Origin of the sequence: Amycolatopsis rhizosphaerae (genome assembly GCF_007713715.1) — a bacterium.
Lineage (GTDB): Bacteria > Actinomycetota > Actinomycetes > Mycobacteriales > Pseudonocardiaceae > Amycolatopsis_E > Amycolatopsis_E rhizosphaerae.
In genome coordinates this window covers 1-22,253 of sequence record NZ_VJWX01000021.1, presented here as the reverse complement: position 1 = coordinate 22,253, position 22,253 = coordinate 1, and the positions used below count along the sequence as shown (strand labels likewise).

Annotated in this window: 23 protein-coding genes and 2 pseudogenes; 14 read left to right on the top strand and 11 right to left on the bottom strand. The window is 69.7% G+C overall.

Translation table 11 applies throughout. The features are described from left to right. Positions 1 to 50 precede the first annotated feature (50 nt). Positions 51 to 1,016, top strand: coding sequence for a helix-turn-helix transcriptional regulator (locus tag FNH05_RS04155; protein WP_144585925.1), 966 nt, complete (start codon positions 51 to 53; stop codon positions 1,014 to 1,016). Here FNH05_RS04155 and FNH05_RS04150 read toward each other — a convergent pair. Further along, positions 1,007 to 1,924, bottom strand: coding sequence for an SDR family oxidoreductase (locus tag FNH05_RS04150; RefSeq protein WP_144585924.1), 918 nt, complete (start codon positions 1,922 to 1,924; stop codon positions 1,007 to 1,009). The genes FNH05_RS04155 and FNH05_RS04150 overlap by 10 nt on opposite strands. Positions 1,925 to 1,975: 51 nt before the next feature. Continuing rightward, entirely contained in the window at positions 1,976 to 2,896 is a 921-nt protein-coding gene (locus FNH05_RS04145) for a LysR family transcriptional regulator (RefSeq protein WP_144585923.1), read from the bottom strand. A gap of 70 nt (positions 2,897 to 2,966) precedes the next feature. Here FNH05_RS04145 and FNH05_RS04140 point away from each other — a divergent pair, with 70 nt between their 5' ends. The 4 genes from FNH05_RS04140 (at position 2,967) to FNH05_RS04125 (ending at position 6,922) form a co-directional block, all read left to right on the top strand. After that, the gene (locus FNH05_RS04140) at positions 2,967 to 3,857 is read left to right on the top strand and encodes an SDR family NAD(P)-dependent oxidoreductase (protein ID WP_144585922.1); all 891 of its coding nucleotides are present in this window, start codon (positions 2,967 to 2,969) and stop codon (positions 3,855 to 3,857) included. Between the two features lie 92 nt (positions 3,858 to 3,949). Further along, positions 3,950 to 5,515, top strand: coding sequence for an MFS transporter (locus FNH05_RS04135; protein ID WP_144585921.1), 1,566 nt, complete (start codon positions 3,950 to 3,952; stop codon positions 5,513 to 5,515). A gap of 26 nt (positions 5,516 to 5,541) precedes the next feature. Next, positions 5,542 to 6,057, top strand: a complete 516-nt coding sequence (locus FNH05_RS04130; protein WP_144585920.1) for a DinB family protein — start codon at positions 5,542 to 5,544, stop codon at positions 6,055 to 6,057. Position 6,058: 1 nt separating this feature from the next. Next, entirely contained in the window at positions 6,059 to 6,922 is an 864-nt protein-coding gene (locus tag FNH05_RS04125) for a spermidine synthase (RefSeq protein ID WP_246127514.1), read from the top strand. 3 nt (positions 6,923 to 6,925) lie between these two features. Here the strand turns inward: FNH05_RS04125 and FNH05_RS04120 are convergent, their stop codons facing one another. Then, positions 6,926 to 7,879 (bottom strand): threo-3-hydroxy-L-aspartate ammonia-lyase, encoded by a 954-nt coding sequence (locus FNH05_RS04120; protein WP_222426517.1) that lies wholly within the window; start codon positions 7,877 to 7,879, stop codon positions 6,926 to 6,928. A 65-nt stretch (positions 7,880 to 7,944) separates the two neighbouring features. Here FNH05_RS04120 and FNH05_RS04115 point away from each other — a divergent pair, with 65 nt between their 5' ends. After that, the gene (locus FNH05_RS04115) at positions 7,945 to 8,502 is read left to right on the top strand and encodes a DUF2020 domain-containing protein (RefSeq protein WP_144585919.1); all 558 of its coding nucleotides are present in this window, start codon (positions 7,945 to 7,947) and stop codon (positions 8,500 to 8,502) included. A gap of 138 nt (positions 8,503 to 8,640) precedes the next feature. Next, positions 8,641 to 9,093 (top strand): DUF6918 family protein, encoded by a 453-nt coding sequence (locus FNH05_RS04110; RefSeq protein ID WP_144585918.1) that lies wholly within the window; start codon positions 8,641 to 8,643, stop codon positions 9,091 to 9,093. Positions 9,094 to 9,171: 78 nt separating this feature from the next. Here FNH05_RS04110 and FNH05_RS04105 read toward each other — a convergent pair whose 3' ends face one another. Then, on the bottom strand, positions 9,172 to 9,804 hold the full coding sequence (locus tag FNH05_RS04105) for a hypothetical protein (RefSeq protein WP_144585917.1): 633 nt from the start codon (positions 9,802 to 9,804) through the stop codon (positions 9,172 to 9,174). A gap of 89 nt (positions 9,805 to 9,893) precedes the next feature. Here FNH05_RS04105 and FNH05_RS04100 point away from each other — a divergent pair, with 89 nt between their 5' ends. Both FNH05_RS04100 and FNH05_RS04095 read left to right on the top strand, forming a co-directional pair. Beyond that, the gene (locus FNH05_RS04100) at positions 9,894 to 10,448 is read left to right on the top strand and encodes a peptidylprolyl isomerase (RefSeq protein ID WP_144585916.1); all 555 of its coding nucleotides are present in this window, start codon (positions 9,894 to 9,896) and stop codon (positions 10,446 to 10,448) included. A gap of 30 nt (positions 10,449 to 10,478) precedes the next feature. Continuing rightward, positions 10,479 to 11,411 carry a rhomboid family intramembrane serine protease gene (locus tag FNH05_RS04095; protein WP_144585915.1) on the top strand — a complete coding sequence of 311 codons (933 nt, stop codon included), beginning with the start codon at positions 10,479 to 10,481 and terminating at the stop codon, positions 11,409 to 11,411. An 11-nt stretch (positions 11,412 to 11,422) separates the two neighbouring features. Here FNH05_RS04095 and FNH05_RS04090 read toward each other — a convergent pair whose 3' ends face one another. After that, positions 11,423 to 11,827, bottom strand: coding sequence for a PH domain-containing protein (locus FNH05_RS04090; RefSeq protein ID WP_144585914.1), 405 nt, complete (start codon positions 11,825 to 11,827; stop codon positions 11,423 to 11,425). Positions 11,828 to 11,906: 79 nt separating this feature from the next. Then, positions 11,907 to 12,173: a cell division protein CrgA gene (gene crgA / locus FNH05_RS04085; RefSeq protein WP_144585913.1), complete on the bottom strand. Its 267-nt coding sequence runs from the start codon at positions 12,171 to 12,173 to the stop codon at positions 11,907 to 11,909. A gap of 104 nt (positions 12,174 to 12,277) precedes the next feature. Here crgA and FNH05_RS04080 point away from each other — a divergent pair, with 104 nt between their 5' ends. The 5 genes and pseudogenes from FNH05_RS04080 to FNH05_RS04065 all read left to right on the top strand — a co-directional run bounded on the left by FNH05_RS04080 (position 12,278) and on the right by FNH05_RS04065 (position 15,447). Further along, entirely contained in the window at positions 12,278 to 13,114 is an 837-nt protein-coding gene (locus FNH05_RS04080) for a class E sortase (RefSeq protein ID WP_144585912.1), read from the top strand. Beyond that, on the top strand, positions 13,115 to 13,270 hold the full coding sequence (locus FNH05_RS37810) for a hypothetical protein (RefSeq protein ID WP_186382367.1): 156 nt from the start codon (positions 13,115 to 13,117) through the stop codon (positions 13,268 to 13,270). Between the two features lie 24 nt (positions 13,271 to 13,294). Continuing rightward, positions 13,295 to 13,936, top strand: coding sequence for an aminodeoxychorismate/anthranilate synthase component II (locus tag FNH05_RS04075; RefSeq protein WP_144585911.1), 642 nt, complete (start codon positions 13,295 to 13,297; stop codon positions 13,934 to 13,936). Continuing rightward, a pseudogene (locus FNH05_RS04070) lies at positions 13,933 to 14,818 on the top strand (ATP-binding cassette domain-containing protein). The gene FNH05_RS04075 and the pseudogene FNH05_RS04070 overlap by 4 nt, the downstream one beginning before the upstream one ends. Further along, positions 14,815 to 15,447, top strand: a complete 633-nt coding sequence (locus tag FNH05_RS04065) for a hypothetical protein (RefSeq protein WP_144585910.1) — start codon at positions 14,815 to 14,817, stop codon at positions 15,445 to 15,447. Before FNH05_RS04070 ends, FNH05_RS04065 begins: the two are co-directional and overlap by 4 nt. Positions 15,448 to 15,504: 57 nt before the next feature. On the opposite strand, the gene pknB is transcribed toward FNH05_RS04065, so the two are convergent. The 5 genes and pseudogenes from pknB to FNH05_RS04040 form a co-directional block, all read right to left on the bottom strand. Further along, the gene (pknB, locus tag FNH05_RS04060; protein WP_144585909.1) at positions 15,505 to 17,517 is read right to left on the bottom strand and encodes a Stk1 family PASTA domain-containing Ser/Thr kinase; all 2,013 of its coding nucleotides are present in this window, start codon (positions 17,515 to 17,517) and stop codon (positions 15,505 to 15,507) included. A 167-nt stretch (positions 17,518 to 17,684) separates the two neighbouring features. Beyond that, on the bottom strand, positions 17,685 to 18,881 hold the full coding sequence (locus FNH05_RS04055) for a serine/threonine-protein kinase (RefSeq protein ID WP_144585908.1): 1,197 nt from the start codon (positions 18,879 to 18,881) through the stop codon (positions 17,685 to 17,687). A 3-nt stretch (positions 18,882 to 18,884) separates the two neighbouring features. Next, a complete protein-coding gene (locus FNH05_RS04050; RefSeq protein WP_144585907.1) occupies positions 18,885 to 20,354 on the bottom strand; it encodes a peptidoglycan D,D-transpeptidase FtsI family protein in 1,470 nt (489 codons plus the stop codon). Further along, complete coding sequence (locus FNH05_RS04045) at positions 20,351 to 21,838, bottom strand: FtsW/RodA/SpoVE family cell cycle protein (RefSeq protein WP_144585906.1); 1,488 nt, start codon at positions 21,836 to 21,838, stop codon at positions 20,351 to 20,353. Before FNH05_RS04045 ends, FNH05_RS04050 begins: the two co-directional genes overlap by 4 nt. Next, positions 21,838 to 22,253: pseudogene (locus tag FNH05_RS04040) on the bottom strand (protein phosphatase); the annotation flags it as partial. The pseudogene FNH05_RS04040 and the gene FNH05_RS04045, both read right to left, overlap by 1 nt.

The window sequence follows — 22,253 nt, the reverse complement described above, 5'->3', positions numbered from 1 at the left end:
GAAAGGAACAGACCATCCGGGAGATTCCCGTCTGCGGCAGGATCGGGAAGATGCGGGCGGAACGACTGGTGGCTTTGCTGTTCGTCTTGCAGAGCCGCCGCAGCGCGACGATCGCCGAACTGGCGAAGGCACTCGGGGTGTCCGAGCGGACGATGCATCGTGACGTGGCGGCGTTGCAGGCGTCGGGCGTTCCCTTGTGGACGGAGCCGGGGCGGTACGGGGGAGTGCGGCTCGTGGAGGGCTGGCGCACCCGGCTCGACGGGCTCACCTCCCGGGAGGCGGTCGCGATCTTCGCGATGGGGGTGCCGCGAGCACTGGCGGAACTGGGGCTGGGCACGGCGATGTCGGCGGCACACGCGAAGCTTTCGGCGACGCTGCCCGCCCCGTTGCGTGAGCAGGCACAGCATCTGGCACAACGGTTCCATCTCGACGCGCCCGGCTGGTTCCGACGCGAAGACGACGCCGAGCACCTGGCGGCGGTCGCCCGTGCGGTGTGGGAGCAGCGGCGCGTGCGCGTCACCTACGGGCGCGGGGATCGGACCGTCGAGCGGGTGCTGGAGCCGTTGGGACTCGTGCTCAAGGCCGGGGTGTGGTACCTCGTCGCGGCCGTCGGGGAGGAGGTGCGCACCTACCGTGCCGGGCGGATCGAGGCGGTCGAGGAACTCGACGAGCGGTTCGACCGGCCACCCGGGTTCGAGCTCGTGAGCTGGTGGGAGCGTTCGTCGGCGCGGTTCGAGCGTGAGCTGGCCAGAACGGCGGTGCGGGTCCGGCTCAGTCCCGGTGGCCTGCGCGCGCTGCCCTCGGTCATCGGTGCCGGTCTCGCGGCGGAGGCGCTGGAGCAGGCCGGTCCGCCGGGTGCCGACGGGTGGACCGAGGTGGAACTGGCGTTGGAGACACCGGAGATCGCGGCCGCGCAACTGCTCGGGCTGGGGCCGGAGGTCGAGGTCGTCGCACCACCCGCCGTGCGGGCCGCGTTCGCGGACCTCGCACGGCGGATGGTGGAGCGTCACCGGTAACCGGTGGTGTCTCCCGCCCGGTCGGTGCCCGACACCTCGGCGATGTAGCGCCAGGCGTCCGGACGGCTGCCGTCGACATCGGTGATCCCGTAGACCTTCGCGAGCTGACCACTGCTCAGGGTCTGCCCTGAAAAGCGCGCCTTGTCCGGATCCCCGGCCAGTGCGGCGACGGTACGCCCGACGAAGGCCGGTGTCTCCGAGATGGCGAAGTCCGGTTCCTTGGCCGTCGCGTCACGCCAGTTTTCCTCGCGCACGCCGAAGATTTCGAGCATGGCCTCCGAGCGCAGCCAGCCCGGGGTCATGGCCACCGCCGTGCACCCGTGAACCTCCATCTCGGCCGCTTCGCCGATGGCGAGGTAGTGTGCCGTGGCCTTCGCCAGGTAGAACGCCAACGTGGTTCCCTTGCGGTACTGGGCGTTGTATTCGGCCGTGCCGTCGGTCATCTCCACCACGAGGCCGCCCGGTTTGCGGATCACCAGCGGCAGCAGGTGGTGAGCGGTGATCAGATGGGCGTCGATCCCGAGGTGGAGCATGCGCAGGCTCGCCTCCAGCGAGTGCTCCCACACCGGCTGCCCCCATGCCATGTGGTGGTCGCCGCCCCACACACCGTCCACCAGGATGTCCAGCCCGCCGTGGTCGCCGTCGATGCGCTCGGCGAGGCCCCGCACCTGCTCGGGGTCCAGGTGGTCGACCCGCAGTGCGACCGATGTTCCGCCCGCCTGCCGGACCAGTTCGGCGGTCTCCTCGATGGTCTCGGTCCGGTTCACTTCGGACCGCTGCCCCCCGGAGGAACGTCCCGTCACGTAGACGGTCGCCCCGTTCCTGCCGAGCTCCACCGCGATCGCCCTGCTCGCGCCCCGGGTACCCCCGGCCACCAGTGCCACCTTGTTCGTGAGATCTGTCTTCATGCCGACGACGATCGCCGCGAACCCTGCCACGGCATGGCAGGGTTTCGGAAACTATTTCCCCGCGAACACCTCGGCCGCGGCGCGGTGGAGGGCGTCGGCGAGCCGGTTCACGGCCTCCGTGGGCGGTTGCGGGAGCCGGGCGAGGACGACGCGGCGCTGTTCGACCGGGCCGCCGTGCACGGGCAGGATCCGCACCCCTGCCGGGGCCGCGGAGGCGAGGCCCGCCGGCACCGTGGTCACGCCGCAACCGGCGGCGACGAGATGCAGTTTCGCGAGCCAGTCCCGTGCCGTGTGGACGACTTCCGGTCGATCGTCCAGGCCCGGCCACATGCCCATCAGCTCGTCCTTTCCGGACGGTGCGGCGATCCAGCGCTGACCGCGCAGTTCCGCAACGGTGACCGCTTCGGCCCGCGCGAGCGGATGCGTCGCGGGGACCGCGACGCACAGCGGACGTTCGGTGAGCGTCCGCAACTCCAGCGGTGGCGACTCCGTGTCGAGCGGGCGGAACGGTGGTCCGGACGCCAGCACGGCGAGGTCCAGCGTGCCCGTCCGCAGCGCGCGGGCGAGGGCTGGCGTGCTGCCTTCGCGGGTCACCACGGTGATGGCCGGATCGGTGCGGCGCAGCGTCGCGAGTGCTGCGGGGACGAGGAAGGCACCCGCGCTGGCGAACCAGCCGAGCCGGACCGTACCGGCCCGCGCGGGCAGGCCGGCCAGTTCGCGGGCCGCGGCATCCAGCTGGTCCAGCACGATCGTGGCGTGCCGCAGCAGGATGTGCCCCGCTTCGGTCAACTGGACGCCGTCATGCCGTCGCTCCAGCAACCGCACCCGCGCCGCCCGTTCCAGTGCCGAGATCTGCCGGGAGACGGCGGACTGGGTGTAGCCCAGTGCGGCCGCGGCCGCGGTGAGCGTGCCCCGTTCCGTCACCTCGCGGAACACCCGCAGTGCGCCGGGTGAGACATCGGCCAAGTCCATGAAACTTACGCATACCAGCGCTGAGAAACTTTCGCTGTTCGCATGGCCGCGATGTTCCTAACCTGAAGTCATGACAGCGCAACGCATCGCCCTGGTCACCGGGGCCAACCAGGGGCTCGGTTTCGCACTCGCCGAGGGGTTGGCGGCCGGGCTGGGGCCCGAGGACCTGGTTCTGCTCACCGGACGCGATGAACGGCGGGTCGCCGACGCCGCCGCACTCGTCGCGAACGCCCCCGGCACGAAGAGCCGGGTCGAGGGCCGGGTGCTCGACGTCAGCGACGCGGACGCGGTGGCACGCATGGCCGCCGAACTCGAACGGGCCTACGGCGGGGTGGACATCGTCCTGTCGAACGCGTCGGCCCGGATCACCCCCGACCGGTCGCAGGCCGAGCAGGCCGACGCCTTCGTCGCGGTGGCCAACGGCGGCACGCACGCGATCCTGCGGTCTTTCGGGCCGGTGCTGCGGCCCGGGGGCAGGCTGCTCGTGGTCGCCAGCTCCCTGGGCATGCTGGGCAGGCTCGATCCCCGGCTGCACCACCTTTTCGAAGGCGCCACCCTCGACCGGGTCGAGCAGGTCGTCGAAGCCTGGCTCAAGGCCATCCACGACGGCACCGCCGAATCGCTGGGCTGGCCGGCGTGGATCAACGTCCCGTCCAAGGTGGCCCAGGTCGCGGCCGTGCGGGCGGTCGCGGCGCAGCGCCGCGAGCGCGATCTCACGGACGGCACGCTGATCGCTGCGGTCTGTCCCGGCCTCATCGATACCGCCGCGTCGCGGCCGTGGTTCGACGACTTCAGCCAGGCGCAGACCCCGGAGCAGGCCGCTCGCGCCCTGCTCGACCTGGTGTTCGCCAAGGAAATCGACCCGAAGCAGTACGGCGAACTCGTCCGGTTCGGCCAGGTCATGCCCTGGACCGGAGGGGCACCGTCGGAGTACCAGGACGAGTTGGTCAAGCGCGGCTGAAGCCGGTGGCCGATGGCCGCACGGGAATCACGGGCGATCCTCTGCAGCCTGACCGCCCGGCGGTGGCCGTTCTCCCGTGTGACGATGAGGCCATGCCAGCGGCAGTCCGGACCAGGCAGCGCCGCGCCCGGCTGACCTGGGCGCAGTTGGCCCAGGTACTGGGGCTGGGCCTCGCCTTCGCCATCACCGCCGTCGACCCGCTGATGCTCAGCCTCAACCTGACCGAGGTCAGTCACGGCCTGGCCGTGCCCAGCGACAAGCTGGGGTTCCTCAGCGGACTTGCGACGCTGGTCATCGCCGCCGCGGTGCTGGCGATCGGGAACCTCGGCGACCGGTTCGGGCTCAAACGCCTGCTGCTGTTCGGGTTCGCCCTCAACGTCTTCGCCCAACTGCTGGGGGCGGTGTCCCCGACGTACTGGTTCCTGCTGATGGCGCGCTTCCTGGACGGGTTGGCGCTCACCGCACTGCTCGGCCTGTCGCTGGCGTTGCTGAGGGTGTCGATACCCGACGAGATACGCCCGATAGCGCTGGGCGTCTTCATGGCCACCGACGCCTTCCTGTTCGGTGTGACGCCGCTGATCGGCGGGCAACTGGTCGCCGCGCTGGGCTGGCGGTACCTGTTCCTGGTCACGCCGGTGCTGGCGCTGGGCGGCCTCATGCTCACCATCCGCCACGTGGCCGAACCTCCAGTCCGGCGCGGTGCGGGCTTCGACGTCCTCGGCGTCGTCCTCTTCGGCTGTGCCCTGCTGTGCCTTGTCTTCGGCGTCGGTGAGATCCAGAACGGGTTCACCGTCCAGGCGTGGGGACCGCTGCTGGTCGCCGCCGTCGCGCTCACCCTGTTCGTGATCCAGGAGCTGCGGACCCCGCGGCCGGCGCTGGACCTGAGCCTGTTCCGCATCGCCCCCTTCGTGATCGCCGTGGTGTCGGCGCTGACCCTCAACTTCCTGTCCGCCGGGTTCAGCGTGGTGCTGAGCCAGTTCGGCGGGAACGTCCTGAACCTGTCCGCGAGGGCGATCGGGCAGCTGTACCTGCCGGGCACCCTGGTACTGGCCGCGGTCAGTGTGCTCACCGGGCGGCTGATCGCCCGGTACGGCGCACGGCCCGTGCTGCTCGTGGGCTTGATCGCGCTCACCACGGCCGGACTGGTGCAGGCCGCCACGACCACACCGACGATGGCGGTCTGGCTCCTGGTGCTCATCACCTGGCTCGGTAACCTCGGCTGTTTCCTCACCTCCACCCCGGCCTCGGACATCGTGATGTCCCATGCCCCGCCCGAAAAGGCGGGCGCGGTGACCGCCGTGCAGCCGACCTTCGGGATGATCGGGTACGCGCTGGGGCCGACGGTCTACATCCTGCTGATCAACCTGCTGTTCCAGCGGCAGTGGCTGGCCGACGCCGAGTCCCGCGCGCTGTCCGCGCAACAGGCCCGGCACGATGTGGATGCGGTGACGGCCGCGATGGCGAACAGTCCCGGGAACACCGGTTACAACCCGAACCTCGTGCAGCAGATGCAGGGCCTGACGCTGGGCGTGGACTACTCGAACGCGGTCCGGATCACCATGGCCGTGGTCAGCCTGCTGCCGCTGGTCGTGATCCTGCTGACCGTCGTGTTCGTGCCCCGCGCGCGGCGGCGGGAAGCCGACCGAGGTGCCGTGTGATGATCGGTGCCAGGCATGCTTTGCCCATGACATGGACTGCCCCTGAGGTGGTTCGCGCGGGCGGCTCGACCAGCGCGCCCGAACGGACCCTGCTGACCGGTTACCTGACCTTCCAACGCGAGACCCTGCTGGCCAAATGCGCCGGGTTGACCGGTGAGCAGCTCGCTCAGCGGTCCGTACCGCCGTCGAGCCTGTCGCTGCTCGGCCTGATCCGTCACCTGGCGAAGGTCGAGCGGATCTGGTTCCGTGAGCGGTTCTCGGGGCAGGAACTGCCGCCGATGTACGACCCGGCCAAGGGCAAGGACGCCGATTTCGACGATCTGGACCCCGAGCGGGCCGAGGCCGACTACGCGCGGTATCGCGAGGAGTGGCGTCTGGCCGACGAGGCCGTCGCGGACGCCTCGCTGGACGACACGTTCGACCACCGCGGCGAGCCGTTCTCGTTGCGCATGATCTACCAGCACATGATCGGGGAGTACGCCCGGCACAACGGACATGCGGACCTGTTGAGGGAACAGGTCGACGGCGTGACGGGTCCGTAGCGTGGCGAAGCGGCGCAAGGGCGGTGAACCGGTGCCGGGGAAGTATCCGGTGCGCTTCGGTACGGCCGAGTTGCTGGCCGATGCCGACCGGCCCGGCGGGTGGCTGCTCAGTGTCGACGGGATCGCACAGTCCTACGTCGACCTCGACGATCCGACGCACCTGGAATTCGACTACGTGCGGCGCATGGGCGATGTCGTCGACTGTCTCCGGGAGGGACCGCTGGAAGCGGTCCATCTCGGGGGCGCCGGCTGCACGCTGCCCCGCTACGTCGCCGAGACCCGGCCCGGCTCGCGGCAACTGGTCTTCGACGCCGACGGCCCGCTGATCGAGCTCGTGCGCGAGCAGCTCGACCTGCGCTCCGTGCCTCAGCTGCGAGTGCGGATCTCCGACGGCAGGGAGGGGCTGGCCACCCGGCGCGACAATTCCGCCGATCTCGTGGTGGCCGACGTGTTCCAGCGCGCCCGCATGCCCGGCGGGCTCGCCACCGTCGAGTTCACCACGGACGTGGCGAGAGTGCTGCGACCGGCGGGCACCTACCTGATCAATATCGCGGATGGGCCCGGCCTGGTGTTCACCCGCCGCACCGTCGCCACCGTGACGGCGGTGTTCCCGCACGCGCTGCTGCTGGCCGAGCCGGGCGTGTTGCGGGGCCGCCGTTTCGGCAACGTGGTGCTGGCCGCGTCGCCCGTCGAACTGCCGGTCGCCGCGGTGGCCGCTCGGGCGGCCTCGGCGGCGTTCCCCGCCCGCTGCGTGGCGGGCGAGGACCTGATCACGTTCCGGGGGAGGGCGAAACCGATGACCGACGCCGACGCGACGCCTTCACCCGAGCCGCCCTGGAACTCCTTCGGCCTCCCGAGCCGCTAGGGGTCAGCCGAGGAGCAGGCAGAACCGCTCGGTGGCGATGTTCCCGCCGGAGAGGAGTACGCCGATCCGGCGGCCGGGGAGGCGGACCTTCCCCGCCAGCAGCGCCGCCACGCCGACCGCGCCGCTGGGCTCGACGACGATCTTCATCCGGTCGAACAGGAAGCGCATCGCGTCGCGGATCTCGTCGTCGGTGACCGTGGCGACCTCGCCGACCAGCCGCCGGTTGATCTCGAAGGTCAGTTCGCCGGGGGTGGGCGCGGCCAGGCCGTCCGCGATGGTCTGGGGAACCCCGATGTCGACCCGTTCCCCGGCCGCGAAGGAGCGCTGGTGGTCGTCACCCGCGGCCGGTTCGACACCGATCATCGCCGTGTCCGGGAACAGCGAGGTGGTGGCGATGGCGCTGCCCGCCATCAGCCCGCCGCCGCCCATCGGGACGAGCATCGCGTCCAGCCGTCCGGTCTCGTCGACGAACTCCAGTGCGGCGGTGCCCTGGCCGGCGATCACGGCCGGGTGGTCGTAGGGCGGGACGATGGTGAAACCGTGCTGCTCGGCCAGGTCCGCGGCGAGGGCGGCCCGGTCCTCGGTGTACCGGTCGAACCGGCGGATGTCCGCGCCGTACCCGCGCACGGCTTCGACCTTGGACTCCGGCGCGTCGATCGGCATCAGGATGGTCGCCTTGGTGCCCAGCAGCGATGCGGCCAGCGCGACGGCCTGCGCGTGGTTGCCCGAGGAATAGGCGCAAACCCCGCGCGCGAGCTGCTCCGGGGAGAGCTGCGACAGCGCGTTGTAGGCGCCACGGAACTTGAACGCCCCGATCCGCTGAAAGTTTTCACACTTTAGGAAGACTTCGGCGCCAGCCCGCTCGTCCAGGGTGCGGGAGGTGAGCACGGGAGTCCGGTGCGCTTGGCCGGTCAGCCGCAGGGCGGCGGCCCGGACGTCGTCGAGAGTCAAGGTCACTTGGACAGTATGTCGGATATCTGGACCAATAGTCCAGTGACTTGGGGCGTGGTTCACTGTGCCCGATGCGTCGAGTCGTGCTCGTTCTCGCAACCTTCACCCTGGTCACCGGCCTGGGCGCGGTCGGCTGCTCCCAGCACCCCGCGCCGGTCGCCAAGCCGTCCTCGTCCAGCGCGCCGCCGCCGGCCACCACCACCACCTCGGCCGCCCCTGCGCTGCCGCCCGATCCGCAGCCGGTGGCCGCCGCTCCATGCCCCTACCTCGCCACCGACTTCGCCGCTCAGGCCAACGGGCAGCGGGTGTCGGTGGTGAAGCTCTCCGCCGACCGGCCCCACCCGGCGTGCTTCTTCTACGACCGCGCGGGAAAGCTCCAGCTGACCGTGCGGATCTACGTCGGCGAACCGGCCGTGGCCACCGCTCTGGTGGACCACGTGGCGCCCGTGGACACCAGCAATCCCGCGACCGATCCCCCCGGCTGGCAGGGCGGATACCAGCAGATGGACGGGGGTGCGGTGTACGCGGTCGCGAAGCAGGGCACGGCGGTCGTGGTCACCACCGACCAGATGCAGACAGTCAAGGCGAGAACCGTTACGAAACAAACAATTTCCGCTCTGGGGCTCTAACGCAGACGGCCTGAAGTGTCCGATCGATCTTGTACTACTCTGATCGCCACCTGCGGCCGGGGAGGACCAGCACCCGGGGTCGGTGTGCCAAGGGCCGCAGGTAAATCCATGTACCCCAAAGCGAAGAAGGAAACATCCGTGGCTGACACCCTCAAGGCAATCCTGCTCGACTCCGGCAGGCGTCCGGCCGTCGTCGCCGACCTGGAGAACCTGGTCGACGAAGAGGTCGCGGACAAGGGCGGCGTTTCGGGTGCCGTGATCAAGACTGGTTTCGCGGCCGTCAAGAAGATCAAGCCGGGCATCATCGGTTCGGCGGTCGACAGCCTGCTCGACGATTTCGCTGCCTCCCTCGAGCCGTTCTACGCCGACTACAAGGCCACGGGTGGCACCGACTTCGGTGGCTACCTCGCGGGCCGCGGTGACGAGGCCGCGGACGCGCTGCTCAGCGTCACCGACGGTCGTGCGGAGCAGACCTCCCGGGACAGCATCAAGAAGGTCTACAGCAAGCTGCGCCCGAACGGGAAGAAGAACGTCGAGGAAGCGCTTCCCCGCCTCGGCAAGCTGATCGACAAGCACGCGGCGACCGCCTGATCCCGGTCCCGTCAGTCCGAAGGCCACCATCCCGGCGAACCCGCCGCGATGGTGGCCTTCAGACTGTCTCGGCCGGATTCAGGCCTTGCGGTGCTGAGCCGAGGACGCCGCCTGTGCGGTCTGCTGGCCGTTCGCGCTCGGCGCTGTCTCGGCCTTCGGCGTCGTGCCGGTGTGTGGCGGCTCGGCCGCGACCGGGGGCTGCGGCTTCGGGCGCAGGGCGGCGAAGGCCGCTCCGCCCGCGAGCACGGCGATGCCCAGCAGCCAGGGCCAGCGGCGGCGGCGCCTGCCACCCTTGGCCGCCAGCTTCGCCTCCGCCAGTGCGGCCTTGAAGTCCCTCTTCGCGATCTTGAAATCGCGCTTGGCCTTGCGCTTCGATTCCCCTGCCGCCTTGGCGGCCCGTAGCGCGGCCTTGCGGGCCTTGCGGCCCGGTTTGCGCATCTCGGCGAGCCGTTCGGCTGCCTCCTTGCGCGCCTGCTTACCTGCCTTGGCGAGCTCCTTGCGGGTCTGGCCGGACTTGCGGGCCAGGTCCGCCGTGGCCTGACGGCTTCGCTTCGCCGCCTCCTTACGGGCCCCTTCGGTGCTCTCCGCGGCCACCTGCGCGACACGGACGGTGGCCTCGGCCCCCGCCTTACCCGCCTCGACGGCGCGTTTACGCAGGCCCAGCAAGCCGGTCCGGACCGACTCGCCGACCGAGTCCGTTGCTCGGGTCATGGCCTTCACCTCGTCAATCGTTGTTCAACCGGTGGTTACCCCGTCCCCTATCCTGCCCGTCTCCGGCCGATCGCGCTGTGGATGGCACGATGAGAGGCGTGAGTGAGAGCAACGAATCCCTCGTTGGTGGCAAGCTCCAGGCGGTGCTGCACACCAACCACGGGGACATCCGGCTGAACCTTTTCCCTGATCACGCGCCCAAGACGGTGAAGAACTTCGTGGGCCTCGCGGAGGGCACGAAGGAGTACAGCCAGCCCAACGCCAAGGGGGACTCCTCGGGGCCCTTCTACGACGGTTCCGTCTTCCACCGGGTGATCTCCGGCTTCATGATCCAGGGTGGGGATCCGACGGGCACCGGCCGTGGCGGTCCCGGCTACCGGTTCGCCGACGAGTTCCACCCGGAACTGCAGTTCAACCGCCCGTACCTGCTGGCGATGGCGAACGCGGGGCCGGGCACGAACGGTTCCCAGTTCTTCATCACGGTCGCGCCGACCGCGCACCTGAACTTCAAGCACACGATCTTCGGTGAGGTCGCGGACCAGGCGTCGCGCCAGGTCGTCGACTCGATCGCCAACGCCGCCACCGGGGTGGCCGACCGCCCGATCAACGAAGTGGTCATCGAGAAGATCGACATCGAGCGCTGAGTCGTTTCGGGCGGGTAGTTTGGAGGCATTGTGAACCAGCCTCCCAACGCTCATCCCCCGGCACCGGCCCTGCCGGGCTGCTGGTGGCACCCGAACAGGCAGACCGGTCTGAGCTGCACGCGCTGCGGCCGGCCTGCCTGTCCCGACTGCCTGCGTGAGGCCGACGTCGGCTCCCACTGCGTCGACTGCGCGGCGGTGAACCACCGGCAGGCGCGGGCCGCCCGGCCGATGTCGCCCCAGGCTCTCGTCGGGGCGCGGTCGTCGGGGACGTCCGTGGTCACCCCGGTGCTGATCGGGTTGAACCTGCTCGCGTTCGTGGTCACCGTGGTCCAGGCGAACAGCCTGGTGGACAACCAGGTCTCCACCCTGTTCGGGGACTGGGTGCTGTGGCCGAGGGCGATCGCGGGTGCGGACCAGTGGTGGCGGCTGGTCACGAGTGGCTTCCTGCACTTCGGCCCGTTGCACATCCTGTCGAACATGGTCGCGCTGCTGGTGCTGGGGCGGGATCTGGAGCCGCTGCTCGGCAAGGCCCGGTTCCTCGTGCTGTACCTCGTCTCGTTGCTCGGCGGGGCTGCGGCGGTGTACGCCTTCGGTGATGCGAACGGGGCGACGGCCGGGGCTTCCGGGGCCATCTTCGGGCTGCTCGCCGGGGCTCTCGTGGTCGTGCTCCGGATGCGGCTCAACCCGATGCCGATCATCGTCACCGTCGCGCTGAACGCGGTCATCACGCTGAGGGTGCCGCAGATTTCGATCTGGGGGCACCTCGGCGGTTTCCTCACCGGCCTGGTGGTCATCGCGGTGCTGGTGTACGCCCCGAAGAAGAACCGGGTGGGGTGGCAGACCGCCGGGGTGCTGCTGGTGGTGGCAGCCGCGGTGGCGCTGGTGGTCCACCGGGACGCGCAGCTCGCCGGGGTGGTGTGCGGGCCCGACGCACAGGCGGCACTGGTCTGCACGCCCGGCTGACCGGGAGCCGATCAGCCCCGCAGGTTCGCCAGTGCGTCGAGCACCTCGCGCGGATCGGCGCCCAGTTCCAGCCTGCCGAAGATGAACAGGTGGTCACCCGCGGAGATCTCCAGCGTGGTGCTGTCCCGGCCGAGGCGTTTGGCGGTGCGCAGCGTGGTCCGCGTTTCCGGCCAGGTGAACTCATGAGCGCCGCGGGCGGTGCGCACGCGCACGCCCCGTGGGTCGGCGGCGAGCCGGGGCCTGACCACCGAGCCGTGCACCGACAGCGCCAGCAGCACCATCGCGGCGACGCCGAGCAGCAGGGCACCTCGCGGGTCGGCGTAGAGCACGGCGCCCGTGAGCGCGGCGGCAGCGGCCAGCCAGCCGAGGGCGACGAGAGCCGGCTGTGGAGCCCAGTGTGCCGCGTAGTTATCCACAGGGGTTATCCACAGTGGGGATGAATTACAACCGTGTCATCCATCGTCAAGAGGCCGTTCGGAGTAATTTCCGCGGCCGTTAGCGCCATCGCATGGTCATCATCAGACCGGTGATCATCAGCCCGAAGCCGACCGCGAAGTTCCAGTTCCCGAGATCGGACATGAAACCGATCTTGTCCGCGGCGATGTAGTTCACCACGAGCCAGGCCAGGCCGATCAGCATCAGCCCGAACATGACGATCTTGTAGATCGGATGGGACGGCCCCGCTGCGCGCACCTTGACCGGGGTGCGCCGGTCGGCAGGCGGGGTGTACGCCGTCTTCTTGCGGACCTTCGACTTGGGCATCGGTACCTCGCGCGCTCGGGTGAACTAGGGATGCACAGCGTCTTTGCGCGCACCCACCGCTGGCTCCACACGTTAACGTAAGCGGGCTGACGAGAGGAGCGCGCGTGGCGATACTGCAAGCACCGCCGCCGAAGTCGTCGCCCGGCCGTGGCAGGAAGACCGTGCGCACCCTGGGCGAGCTGCTGATCACGGCGGGCCTCGTGATCCTGCTGTTCGTGGTCTACGAGCTGTACGTGACCGACGTGTTCTCCGCCGAGAAGCAGGCCAATGCCGCCTCGACGCTGGAAGGCGACTGGGCCAAGGGGCGCGAACTGCATCCCGAGCTGATCGACGGCCAGGCCTTCGCCAAGATCTACATCCCGACCTTCGGCGCCGACTACCACTTCACCATTCAGCAGGGGACCGACGAAAAGTCGCTGGAGGTCGGGCCGGGGCACTACAAGGGCACCGCACTGCCCGGCGAGCCGGGCAACTTCGCGGTCGCCGGGCACCGGGTCGGCAAGGGCGCCCCGTTCAACGACCTCGACCTGCTGAGTTCCTGTGACGCGATCGTCATCGAGACCCAGACCGATTTCTTCGTGTACCGCGTGCTGCCGCACGCCGACGAGATCGCCGGCTGGGCCACCGGCAAGGGGCGCGATCCGAAGTGCCGGCGAGTCAGCACGTTGCGGACGAACGCCCAGGACGGCGGGCCCTACGGCCAAACCGTGGGGCGCGAGGTGGTGACCCCGGACCAGGTCACGGTGATCGCGCCGGTGCCGCACCGGGCCCCCGACCTGCTGCCGCCCGCGCAGCAGGTCGCGCTCCTCACGCTGACCACCTGCCACCCCCAGTTCTCGGACCGGCAGCGGCTCATCGTGCACGCGGTGCTGACCAACCAGTACCCGAAGGGGAACGGCGCGACCTACGCGCAGTTGCTGCAAGCCCTCGGGGAGGGATAGATGTACGGCTGGATCTGGCGGCACCTGCCCGGGCCGGTGGCCGCGAAGCTCTTCCTGGCGATCGTGCTGGTCGCGGGCGTGGTGGCACTGCTGCTCTTCGTGGTGTTCCCGTGGCTGGACCCGCTGCTGCCGTTCAATAACGTCTCGGTGCAGTGAGGAAGCCCCGGTAGTCTGGTGGCCATGCGCGTCCTCGTCGTCGACAACTACGACAGCTTCGTCTACAACCTGGTGCAGTACCTGGCCCAACTCGGTGCCGACTGCACCGTCTGGCGCAACGACGAGGTGGACATCGAGCGCATCACCGAGTTCGACGGCGTCCTGGTGTCGCCGGGGCCGGGCACGCCCGAGCGGGCGGGTCAGAGCATCGACGTGGTGCGCCGATGCGCCGACACCCGCACCCCGGTGCTCGGTGTCTGCCTCGGGCATCAGGCGATGGGAGTCGCCTGGGGCGGCACCGTGGACCGTGCGCCCGAACTCCTGCACGGCAAGACCAGCCTGGTTTTCCACGAGGATAAGGGTGTGCTGGCCGGCCTGCCCAATCCGTTCACCGCGACCCGTTACCACTCCCTGACCGTGCTGCCGGAGACCGTGCCGGACTGCTTCGAGGTCACCGCCCGGACCGAATCCGGAGTGGTGATGGCGATGCGGCACCGGGAGTTGCCGGTGGAAGGGGTGCAGTTCCACCCGGAATCCGTGCTGACCGAGCGAGGGCACCTGATGCTGGCGAACTGGATGGCCGGGGCCGGGCATCCGGTGCCACGGGCGGTGGTGGACGCGCTGGTCACCGAGGTCGAGGCACTGCGCAAGACCGCCGTGGCATGACCCCGCTGCTCCGGCTGCGCGCGGTCGGAAAGCGTTATGGCGCGGGTCCGGACGTATTGTCCGGTGTGAACCTGGAGATCCGGCCCGGCGAGGTGCTCGGCGTGGTCGGCACCAACGGTTCGGGCAAGTCCACCCTGCTGCGCATTCTCGCCGGGCTCTCGGCGCCTTCCGCCGGAGCGGTCGAGGGCAGCCCGTCGGTCGGGTACGTGCCCGACCGCTTTCCGGCCGCCACCCGCATGACCGCGGTGAGCTACCTGCGGCACCTGGGCCGGATCCGCGGCGGGCCTCATGCCCGTGACCTGTCCGGACGTGCCGTCGAGTTGTTGGACCGGCTCGCGCTCGTGGGCGGTCCCGGCGCCCCGATCCGCAGCCTGTCCAAGGGGAACGCCCAGAAGGTCGCGCTCGCCCAGGCCCTGCTGACCGAGCCCGAGCTGCTCGTGCTGGACGAGCCGTGGTCCGGGCTGGATCCCGCCGCGCACGGTGTGCTCGCCGAGCTCCTCGCGGAGAGCCGCGAACGCGGGGCGGCCGTGGTCTTCACCGAGCACCGGGTGGATCATGCGCGCGCCTGTGCGACGCGCGTGTCCCGGCTCGTCGCGGGCTCGCTGAGACCGGCGCTACCGCCCACGCCCGGCGACGAGCGGGCCGTGCGGATCGTCCTCCGCGGCGAGGGCGCCGACGACTGGCGGGACGAGCCCGGGGTGATCGAGGTGGGTCAGGAAAGCCGGGGAGGTCGGGGGCGTCGGGGAGGTCGAACTGACCGTGGCGCGGGACCAGTCGGACGCGGTGTTGCTGTCGGCACTGCGGCGGGGATGGTCCGTGGTCAAGCTCGACAGCACGGCCGACGACAGCACCGCCGCCACGGGAAGCCCGAGCGGCCGGTGATCCGCTATCAGCTGGCCCTGCTGGGGCATTCGCAGCGCTACCTGCCGCCCGTGCTGGCCTTTCTCCTGGTCATGGGCGTGCTCTACACCGACCGGGGGGCCCCGCAGATTCCGCAGTACGCAGTGTCGTGCGGCGCGCTCACGGTGATCGCCTGCTGGCTGGCCATCGCACTGGTCGACACCGAGGATCCGGTCCAGCGGTTGATCACGCTGACCCACGCCGGGCCGGTCCGCCTGGTCGGCGGCGTGGCGGCTTCGGTGCTGATCTGTTGCGCCGGGCTGACCGTGGTGTCCCTGGTGTGGTCGGCGATCGTGTTCAGGGGGTTCGCCCCCGCCGCGCTGGGCGTGGGGGCTCTCGCACATCTCACCGCGGCACTGACCGGGATCTCCGTCGGCCTGTCCTGTTCCCGGCTGATCGTGCCCCGCATCGGCTACACGGTCCTCGTCGCACTGGCGGCGCTGATGGCGGTCTTCCTGCTCCGCTGGCTGCCGCTGATCAACCCGATGCTGCGCGCCATGTCGGGCACCGGCCCGGTGCTCGGCACGGTGTTGACCGGACTGGCCTGCTCGCTGATCACGGCGATCATCGCCGTCACCGTGGTCACCGCGCTGCTGCGGCGGCGGGCCTGAGGCACAAACGAGAAGGGCCAGGGCGTGCTCGCCCTGGCCCTTCTCGTTCAGGACCGATCAGCCACCGTTGCCGCCGCCGCCAGGAGGAGGCAGGAAGCCTCCCCTGCTTGAACTGGTGCTGCTCGAACTGCTGCTTCCACCGCTGCCGGTTTCACCGAGGTAGATGGTGATCGCCTGGGTCTTCTGGATCTGCGATCCGGCCGGCGGGGAGGTCCGGGTGACCAGGCCCTGCTGGCTCGAGCTGGTCACCTTGTCGACCTGGTAGCTCAGCTGCCCGGTCCAGCCCGCCTGGGCCAGCGCGTTCTCCGCGTCCGTCTGGCTCTTCCCGACCAGGTTGGGCATGCTGATCAGCGCCTGGGAACCGTCGGACACGTAGAGCGTGACGGTGCTGCCCTCGGGCTGCTGGCCGGCGTTCGGCTTCTGGTTGACCACGGTGCCCGCGGGATCCGCCGTGGCCTGCGTCTGCTTCTGCACCTTGAACCCGAGCGCCTTCAGACCGGCTTCGGCCACGCTGACCTGCTGACCGGTGTAGTCGGTGACCGCGATCATGTTCTTGGTGTTGGCGACCGTGAGGCTCACCGTGCTGCCCTCGTCGACCTGCGAGTTGGCCGCCGGGTTCTGCTTGGTGACCTTGCCGTACAGGTTCGGGTCGCTGACGTCGACGTAGGTGATGTTCGGGTCCGCGTAGAGCCCGGCCGCGGTGAGCATCGCCTGCGCCTCCGCTTCGGTCCGGTACGGGGCGCTCGTCAGGTCCGGCACCGCGACCTTTCCGGGCGCCTTGGCGACCCGCAGCTTGATCTCGGTGGTCACGTTCACCGAAGCCCCGGCCGCCGGGTCGGTGGAAAGCGCCTTGCCCACGTCCTCGGTGGTGCACGGCTGCTGGTGGTCGGGCTGCATCTTGCAGACCACCTGCACCAGGGTCAACTTGTTGAAACCCTTGCTGTGCAAGGTGTCCACGGCGGCGTTGGTCTGCTGGCCGCGCACGTCGGGCACGACCGCGGTGGCCGGTTTCGTCTCGAAGGCGTTGTTGATCCACAGGATGAACGCGACCAGCCCGAGGGCGATGACGCCGAAGATCGCGGCGGTCCACAGCCGGACGCGCCGTCGCTTCTTCGCGTCGTCCCCCGGTGCGGCCGCGTACTCCTTGTAGTCCCCCGCGTGCCCCGGGCCGCCCTCGTCCATCACCTGGGTGCGCTCGTCGGGGGTCATCACCATCGGCGCCGACGGGCGCTGGCCGGACAGCACGCGCACCATGTCCGAGCGCATCTCGGCGGCCGACTGGTACCGGTTCGCCGGGCCCTTCGCCAGCGCCTTGAGCACGATCGCGTCCAGCTCGGGCGAGACGGCCGGATTCACCGAGGACGGGGCCTTCGGGTCCTCGCGGACGTGCTGGTAGGCCACCGCCACCGGCGAATCACCGGTGAACGGCGGCTCCCCGGTGATCAGCTCGTAGAGCACGCAACCCGCCGCGTAGACGTCGCTCCGCGCGTCCACGCCCTCACCCCGCGCCTGTTCCGGCGACAGGTACTGGGCGGTGCCGATGACCGCGGCCGTCTGCGTCATCGCGGCCTGGCCGTCGTGCATGGCCCGTGCGATGCCGAAGTCCATCACCTTGACCGCGCCGTGGTCGGTGATCATCACGTTCGCGGGCTTGACGTCCCGGTGCACGATGCCGTGGCGGTGCGAGAAGTCCAGCGCGGCACAGACGTCGGCCATGACCTCCATCGCGCGCTTCTGAGACATCGGACCCTCGGTCTTGACGATGTCACGCAGGGTGCGGCCGCTGACGTACTCCATCACGATGTAGGGCAGCGGACCGAACTCCGTCTGCGCCTCACCGGTGTCGTACACCGCGACGATCGCGGGGTGGTTCAGTGCCGCCGCGTTCTGGGCCTCGCGGCGGAAGCGTTCCTGGAACTGCGGGTCCCGTGCCAGGTCCGCACGCAGGATCTTCACCGCCACCTCGCGACCGAGCCGGATGTCGGTGCCGTGGTGGACCTCGGACATGCCGCCGTAGCCCAGCGTGTCGCCCAGCTCGTAGCGGTTGGACAGAACTTGGGGTGCGCTCATCGGGGAAAGCCGTTCCGTTCCGTCAGAATCGTTCAAAACGCGCACGCGGGTGCGGGTGGTCCAGCCCTGAACGCCGTCGGGCGCCGATGGCCCACTCCCGGGGAGTGGTGCTCACCGCGAGCACTGAGGTCGCCTCTTCCATACCGTTTCCGTCCAAGATGTACTCATCATGCCCTGTAGCTGCTCGGTGCGGTGGGAGGCGGTTGCCCCCGGCCACGCAAGGTGTCACTGGTGCCGACCCGGCCCGGCCCGTCGGCGGGGGACTGGTGTTTCAGCCACCCGGGCAACAGCACCAGCGCCGCCACGATGAGGCCCACCACCAACACGGCGAGCACCACCCACAGCGCCGTGAGGTTGCGGCGGCGAGGCGGTACCGGCATCGGCAGCACCGCGCCGGGTGGCGGGGCGACCGGTTGCATCGCCGGATGCGACACCGGCCCCACCGGACCCCCCGGCACCATCGGGGCCGCCGGGGGGCTCGGGGGATAAGCCTGAACCAGACCCGAGGGGGCAGGCAAGGGCCTTCCCGCCCGTACCGCCGCCACGGCGGTCGCGAACTCTCCACCGTTCTGATAACGCAGACGCGGATCCTTCACCAGGGTGGTCTCGACCAGGGCCCTTGCCCCCGGCGGGACGTCGGGCGGCAGTGGCGGCGGCAGATCCCGGATGTGCATCATGGCCACCGTCACCGAATGCTCCGACAGGAACGGCCGATGGCCGGCCAGGCATTCGTAGCCGCACACCGCCAGCGCGTACACGTCGCTCGCGGGCTCGGCGTCGTGGCCGAGCGCCTGCTCCGGCGCGATGTAGTGCGCGGTGCCCATCACCATGCCCGAGCGGGTCACCGGGGCCGCGTGAGCCGCCTTGGCGATCCCGAAGTCGGTGATCTTCACGCGCCCGCCCGGGGTGACCAGGATGTTGCCGGGCTTGATGTCGCGGTGCACCAACCCGCGTTCGTGCGCGGCCTGCAGCGCGTGGCCGGCCTGTTCCAGGATATCCAGCACACGGTCGGCGGGCAGCCTGACCTCCCTGGCCAGGATCGCCGCGAGCGGCTCACCCTCGACCAGTTCCATCACCAGGTAGGCGATGGAATGATCATTGCCGGTCTCCGGGTCGGCCACGCTCTCACCGTAGTCGTGGACCGCCGCGATTCCAGGATGGTTCAGCGACGCGGTGGTGCGCGCCTCGGTGCGGAAGCGGTGCAGGAATTCGGCGTCTCCGGACAGTTCGGCCTTGAGCACCTTCACCGCGACGGTGCGGTCCAGGCGGGTATCGCTGGCCTGCCAGACCTCGCCCATGCCACCGACGGCGATCCGGCTGACCAAGCGATAACGCTCGGCCACCAGCTGACCCGTGGACAGCATCCGCTATCCACCCCCGAGCTGGGCGTTGATCGCGGCCCGGCCGATCTCCGCGGCCACCGTGCCACCGGTGGCCTCCAGGCCCCGGTTACCGCCGGACTCGACGACCACGGCGACCGCGATCTGCGGGGCGTCGGCGGGCGCGAACGCGGTGTACCAGGCGTGCGGCGGGGTGTTCTTCGGGTCGGTGCCGTGCTCCGCGGTACCGGTCTTCGACGCGATCTTGATGTCGGCTCGCTTGCCAAGGCCCTTGGTGTTGTCCTCCGAGGCTTCCATCATCTGCTTGAGGATCTCGGCGTTGGCGGCCGACAGCGCCGGCTTGCCGGTCAGCTCTTCGGGCGTGAAGCCCTCCAGGTCGGACAGGTCCGGTGCGAGCAGCTTCTTGACCAGCTGCGGCTTCATCGCCATCCCGCCGTTGGCCACGGTCGCGGCGAGCAGGCAGTCCTGCAGGGGGGTCAGCCGGACGTCACGCTGGCCGATGCCGCTCTGGTACAGCGCGGCGGTCGAGTCCAGGTCACCGAGGCTGGAGGTGACGACCTTCTGCGGGATCGTCAGGTTCGTCATGCCGATCCCGAAGTTCGCGGCCGTGGCGCGCAGCTTGTCGGCGCCGAGCTGGCCGGCGAAGGTGGCGAACGGGACGTTGCAGGAGTGCGCGAGCGCATCCTTGAACGTCGTCCCGGGGCAGACCTCGCCGCCGTAGTTCTCCAGTGTGGTGCTCGTCCCCGGCAGGGTCACGTTCGGAGCGTTGCTCACCGGGGTGTCCGGGCTCGCGCCGTTCTCCAGTTCGGCCGCGGCGACCACGAGCTTGAACGTCGAGCCCGGCGGGTAGGTCTCCGAGATCGCCCGGTTCAGCATCGGGTTCTTCGGATCCTTGGTGTAGTTGCTCCAGGCTTGCTGCTGCTCGGTGCCGTCATGCGAGGTCAGCGGGTTCGGGTCGTAGGACGGCGTGGACACCATGCCTAGGATCTCGCCGGTCTTCGGGTTCATCGCCACGGCCGCACCGGTGTAGCCGTGGGACGTCATCGCGTTGTACAACGCCTGCTGGACCACCGGATTGATGGTGAGCTGGACGTTCCCGCCGCGGGGGTCCCGCCCGGTGACCATGTCCGACAGCCTGCGCACGAACAGGCGCGGGTCGGAACCGTTGAGGATGTCGTCCTCGGCGCGCTCCAGCCCCGCCGATCCGTAGCGGACCGAGTAGTACCCGGTGGCCGGGGCGTACATCGGGCCGTTGAGGTAGCGGCGCTGGAACTTGAGCTTGTCGTTGGTGGCCGTCACGTCGGCCAGCACCTGGCCGTCGAACTGCGACACGATGCTGCCGCGCTGCCGCGCGTACTCGTCGAGCAGCACCCGCTGGTTGCGGGAGTCCGTGCGGTAGTCGTCGGCCTTGACCACCTGGATGTAGGTGATGTTGGCCAGCAGCAGCACCACCATGACCAGCATGGCGATGCCGACGCGGCGCATGGGCTTGTTCATGCCTGGGTCCCCGTTTCGGGTCCGGTCACCGGCGGCCGCTGGACCAGCACCGTGTGCGCCTCCGCCAGCGGCGCCTGCTGCTGAGGGCGCGGTCGCGGTTTCTGCGCCGGCCGCCGGGCCGCGTCGGAGATCCGGAGCAGCAGCGCCACCAGGATGTAGTTGGCCAGCAGCGAAGAGCCGCCGTAGGACAGGAAGGGGGTGGTGATACCGGTCATCGGGATCAGCTTGGTGACGCCACCGACGATCACGAACACCTGCATGACGATCGCGAAGGACAGGCCGCAGCCGAGCAGCTTGCCGAAGGTGTCGCGCACCGCGAGGGCACTGCGCATCCCGCGGGTGGCCAGGATCAGGTACATCATCAGGATCGCGGCGAGCCCGATGAAGCCGAGTTCCTCACCGAGACCGGCGGTGATGAAGTCGCTGTTGGCCTCCGGCACGATGTCCGGCCTGCCCGCGCCGAGACCGGTGCCGCCCACACCGCCGGTGCCCAGACCGAAGAGGGCCTGGGCCATCTGGTACCCGCCGCCCGCGTCGTAGTAGGTGGCGAGCGGGTCGATCCAGTTGGCGACACGCTGTTCGACGTGGGTGAACATGTTGTACGCGATGACACAGCCGACCACGAAGAACCCGAGGCCGACGATCACCCAGATACCGCGCTCGGTCGCCACGTAGATCATCACGAGCACGATGCCGAAGAGCAGCAGCGACTGCCCGAGGTCCTTTTCGAACATCAGGATGCAGACCGCCGCGAGCACCGCGATCAGCATCGGACCGAGGTCACGGGCACGAGGCAGTTCCACGCCCAGCAGCTTGCGGCCCGCCACCATGAACAGGTCGCGCTTGGCCACCAGGAAGGACGCGAAGAACACCATCAGCAGGATCTTGGCAAACTCACCGGGCTGGATGGACACTCCGGGAAGCTTGATCCACACCTTCGCGCCGTTGACCTCCGACAGCGAGCTCGGCAGGATCGCGGGCAGTATCAGCGCGAACAGGCCCACCATGCCCGCGATGTAGCCGTAGCGGGTCAGCGTCCGGTGATCCTTCACCACGATCAGGACCGCCAGGAACAGGGCGAGCGCCAGCGCCGTGAACAGCACCTGCTTCGGCGCGGCGGAACTGTAGGTGTCGCCGCTCTGCGTGGCGCGTTCGGCCAGCGCCAGGTCGATCCGGTAGATCATCACCAGGCCGAGGCCGTTGAGCAGGGCCACGCTGGGCAGGATCAGCGGATCGGCGTAGGGCGCCCAGCGGCGCACCGCGAAGTGCGCCACCGCGAACAGCCCCAGGTAGGCCAGGCCGTACCAGATGACGGAGAACGAAAGCTCCTGCTCCTGATTGGCCTGGACCAGGACGAAGGCACAGGTCACAATGAACGCGGCGAAGCCGAGCATGGCCAGCTCGGTCCCTCGCCGCGTCGGGAGCTCTCGCTGCGGGTTCGTCTGGTAGATCGACGCCGCGTCGGGCGGTGAAGGCTGGCTCATCAACCGCCGCCGCCCGGCAGGAGCGAGGTTGTCGAGCAGTCCCTCCCCGCCTGCGCGCCGGCCGACGCAGAGGTCGGCTGCTGATCGCCGCCGGTCTGCTGGGAAGTGCAGTCCTTGAGCGTCTTGTACCGCAGGAAGTTGTTGATGTAGTCGCGGGCGGCCTGCAGGCTGTCCTTCTTCACGCCGTTGCGCACCGCGTTCTGCGCGTCCTGCTGCAGCTGCGGCACGGTGAGCACGTCGCACATCGAGCCGCCCGGCGGGCAGGAGCCTTCGGCCTGCTGGTGCAACTGGATGCCGAGCACACTGCCCGGCACCCCGCGGAAGATCGCGACCTCGTTGGCGGAGCCCTCGCCTACGTAGTACTGGCTGAGCACGAAGTACCGCCTGTCTCTTATACCCATCTGACGCTGCCGAA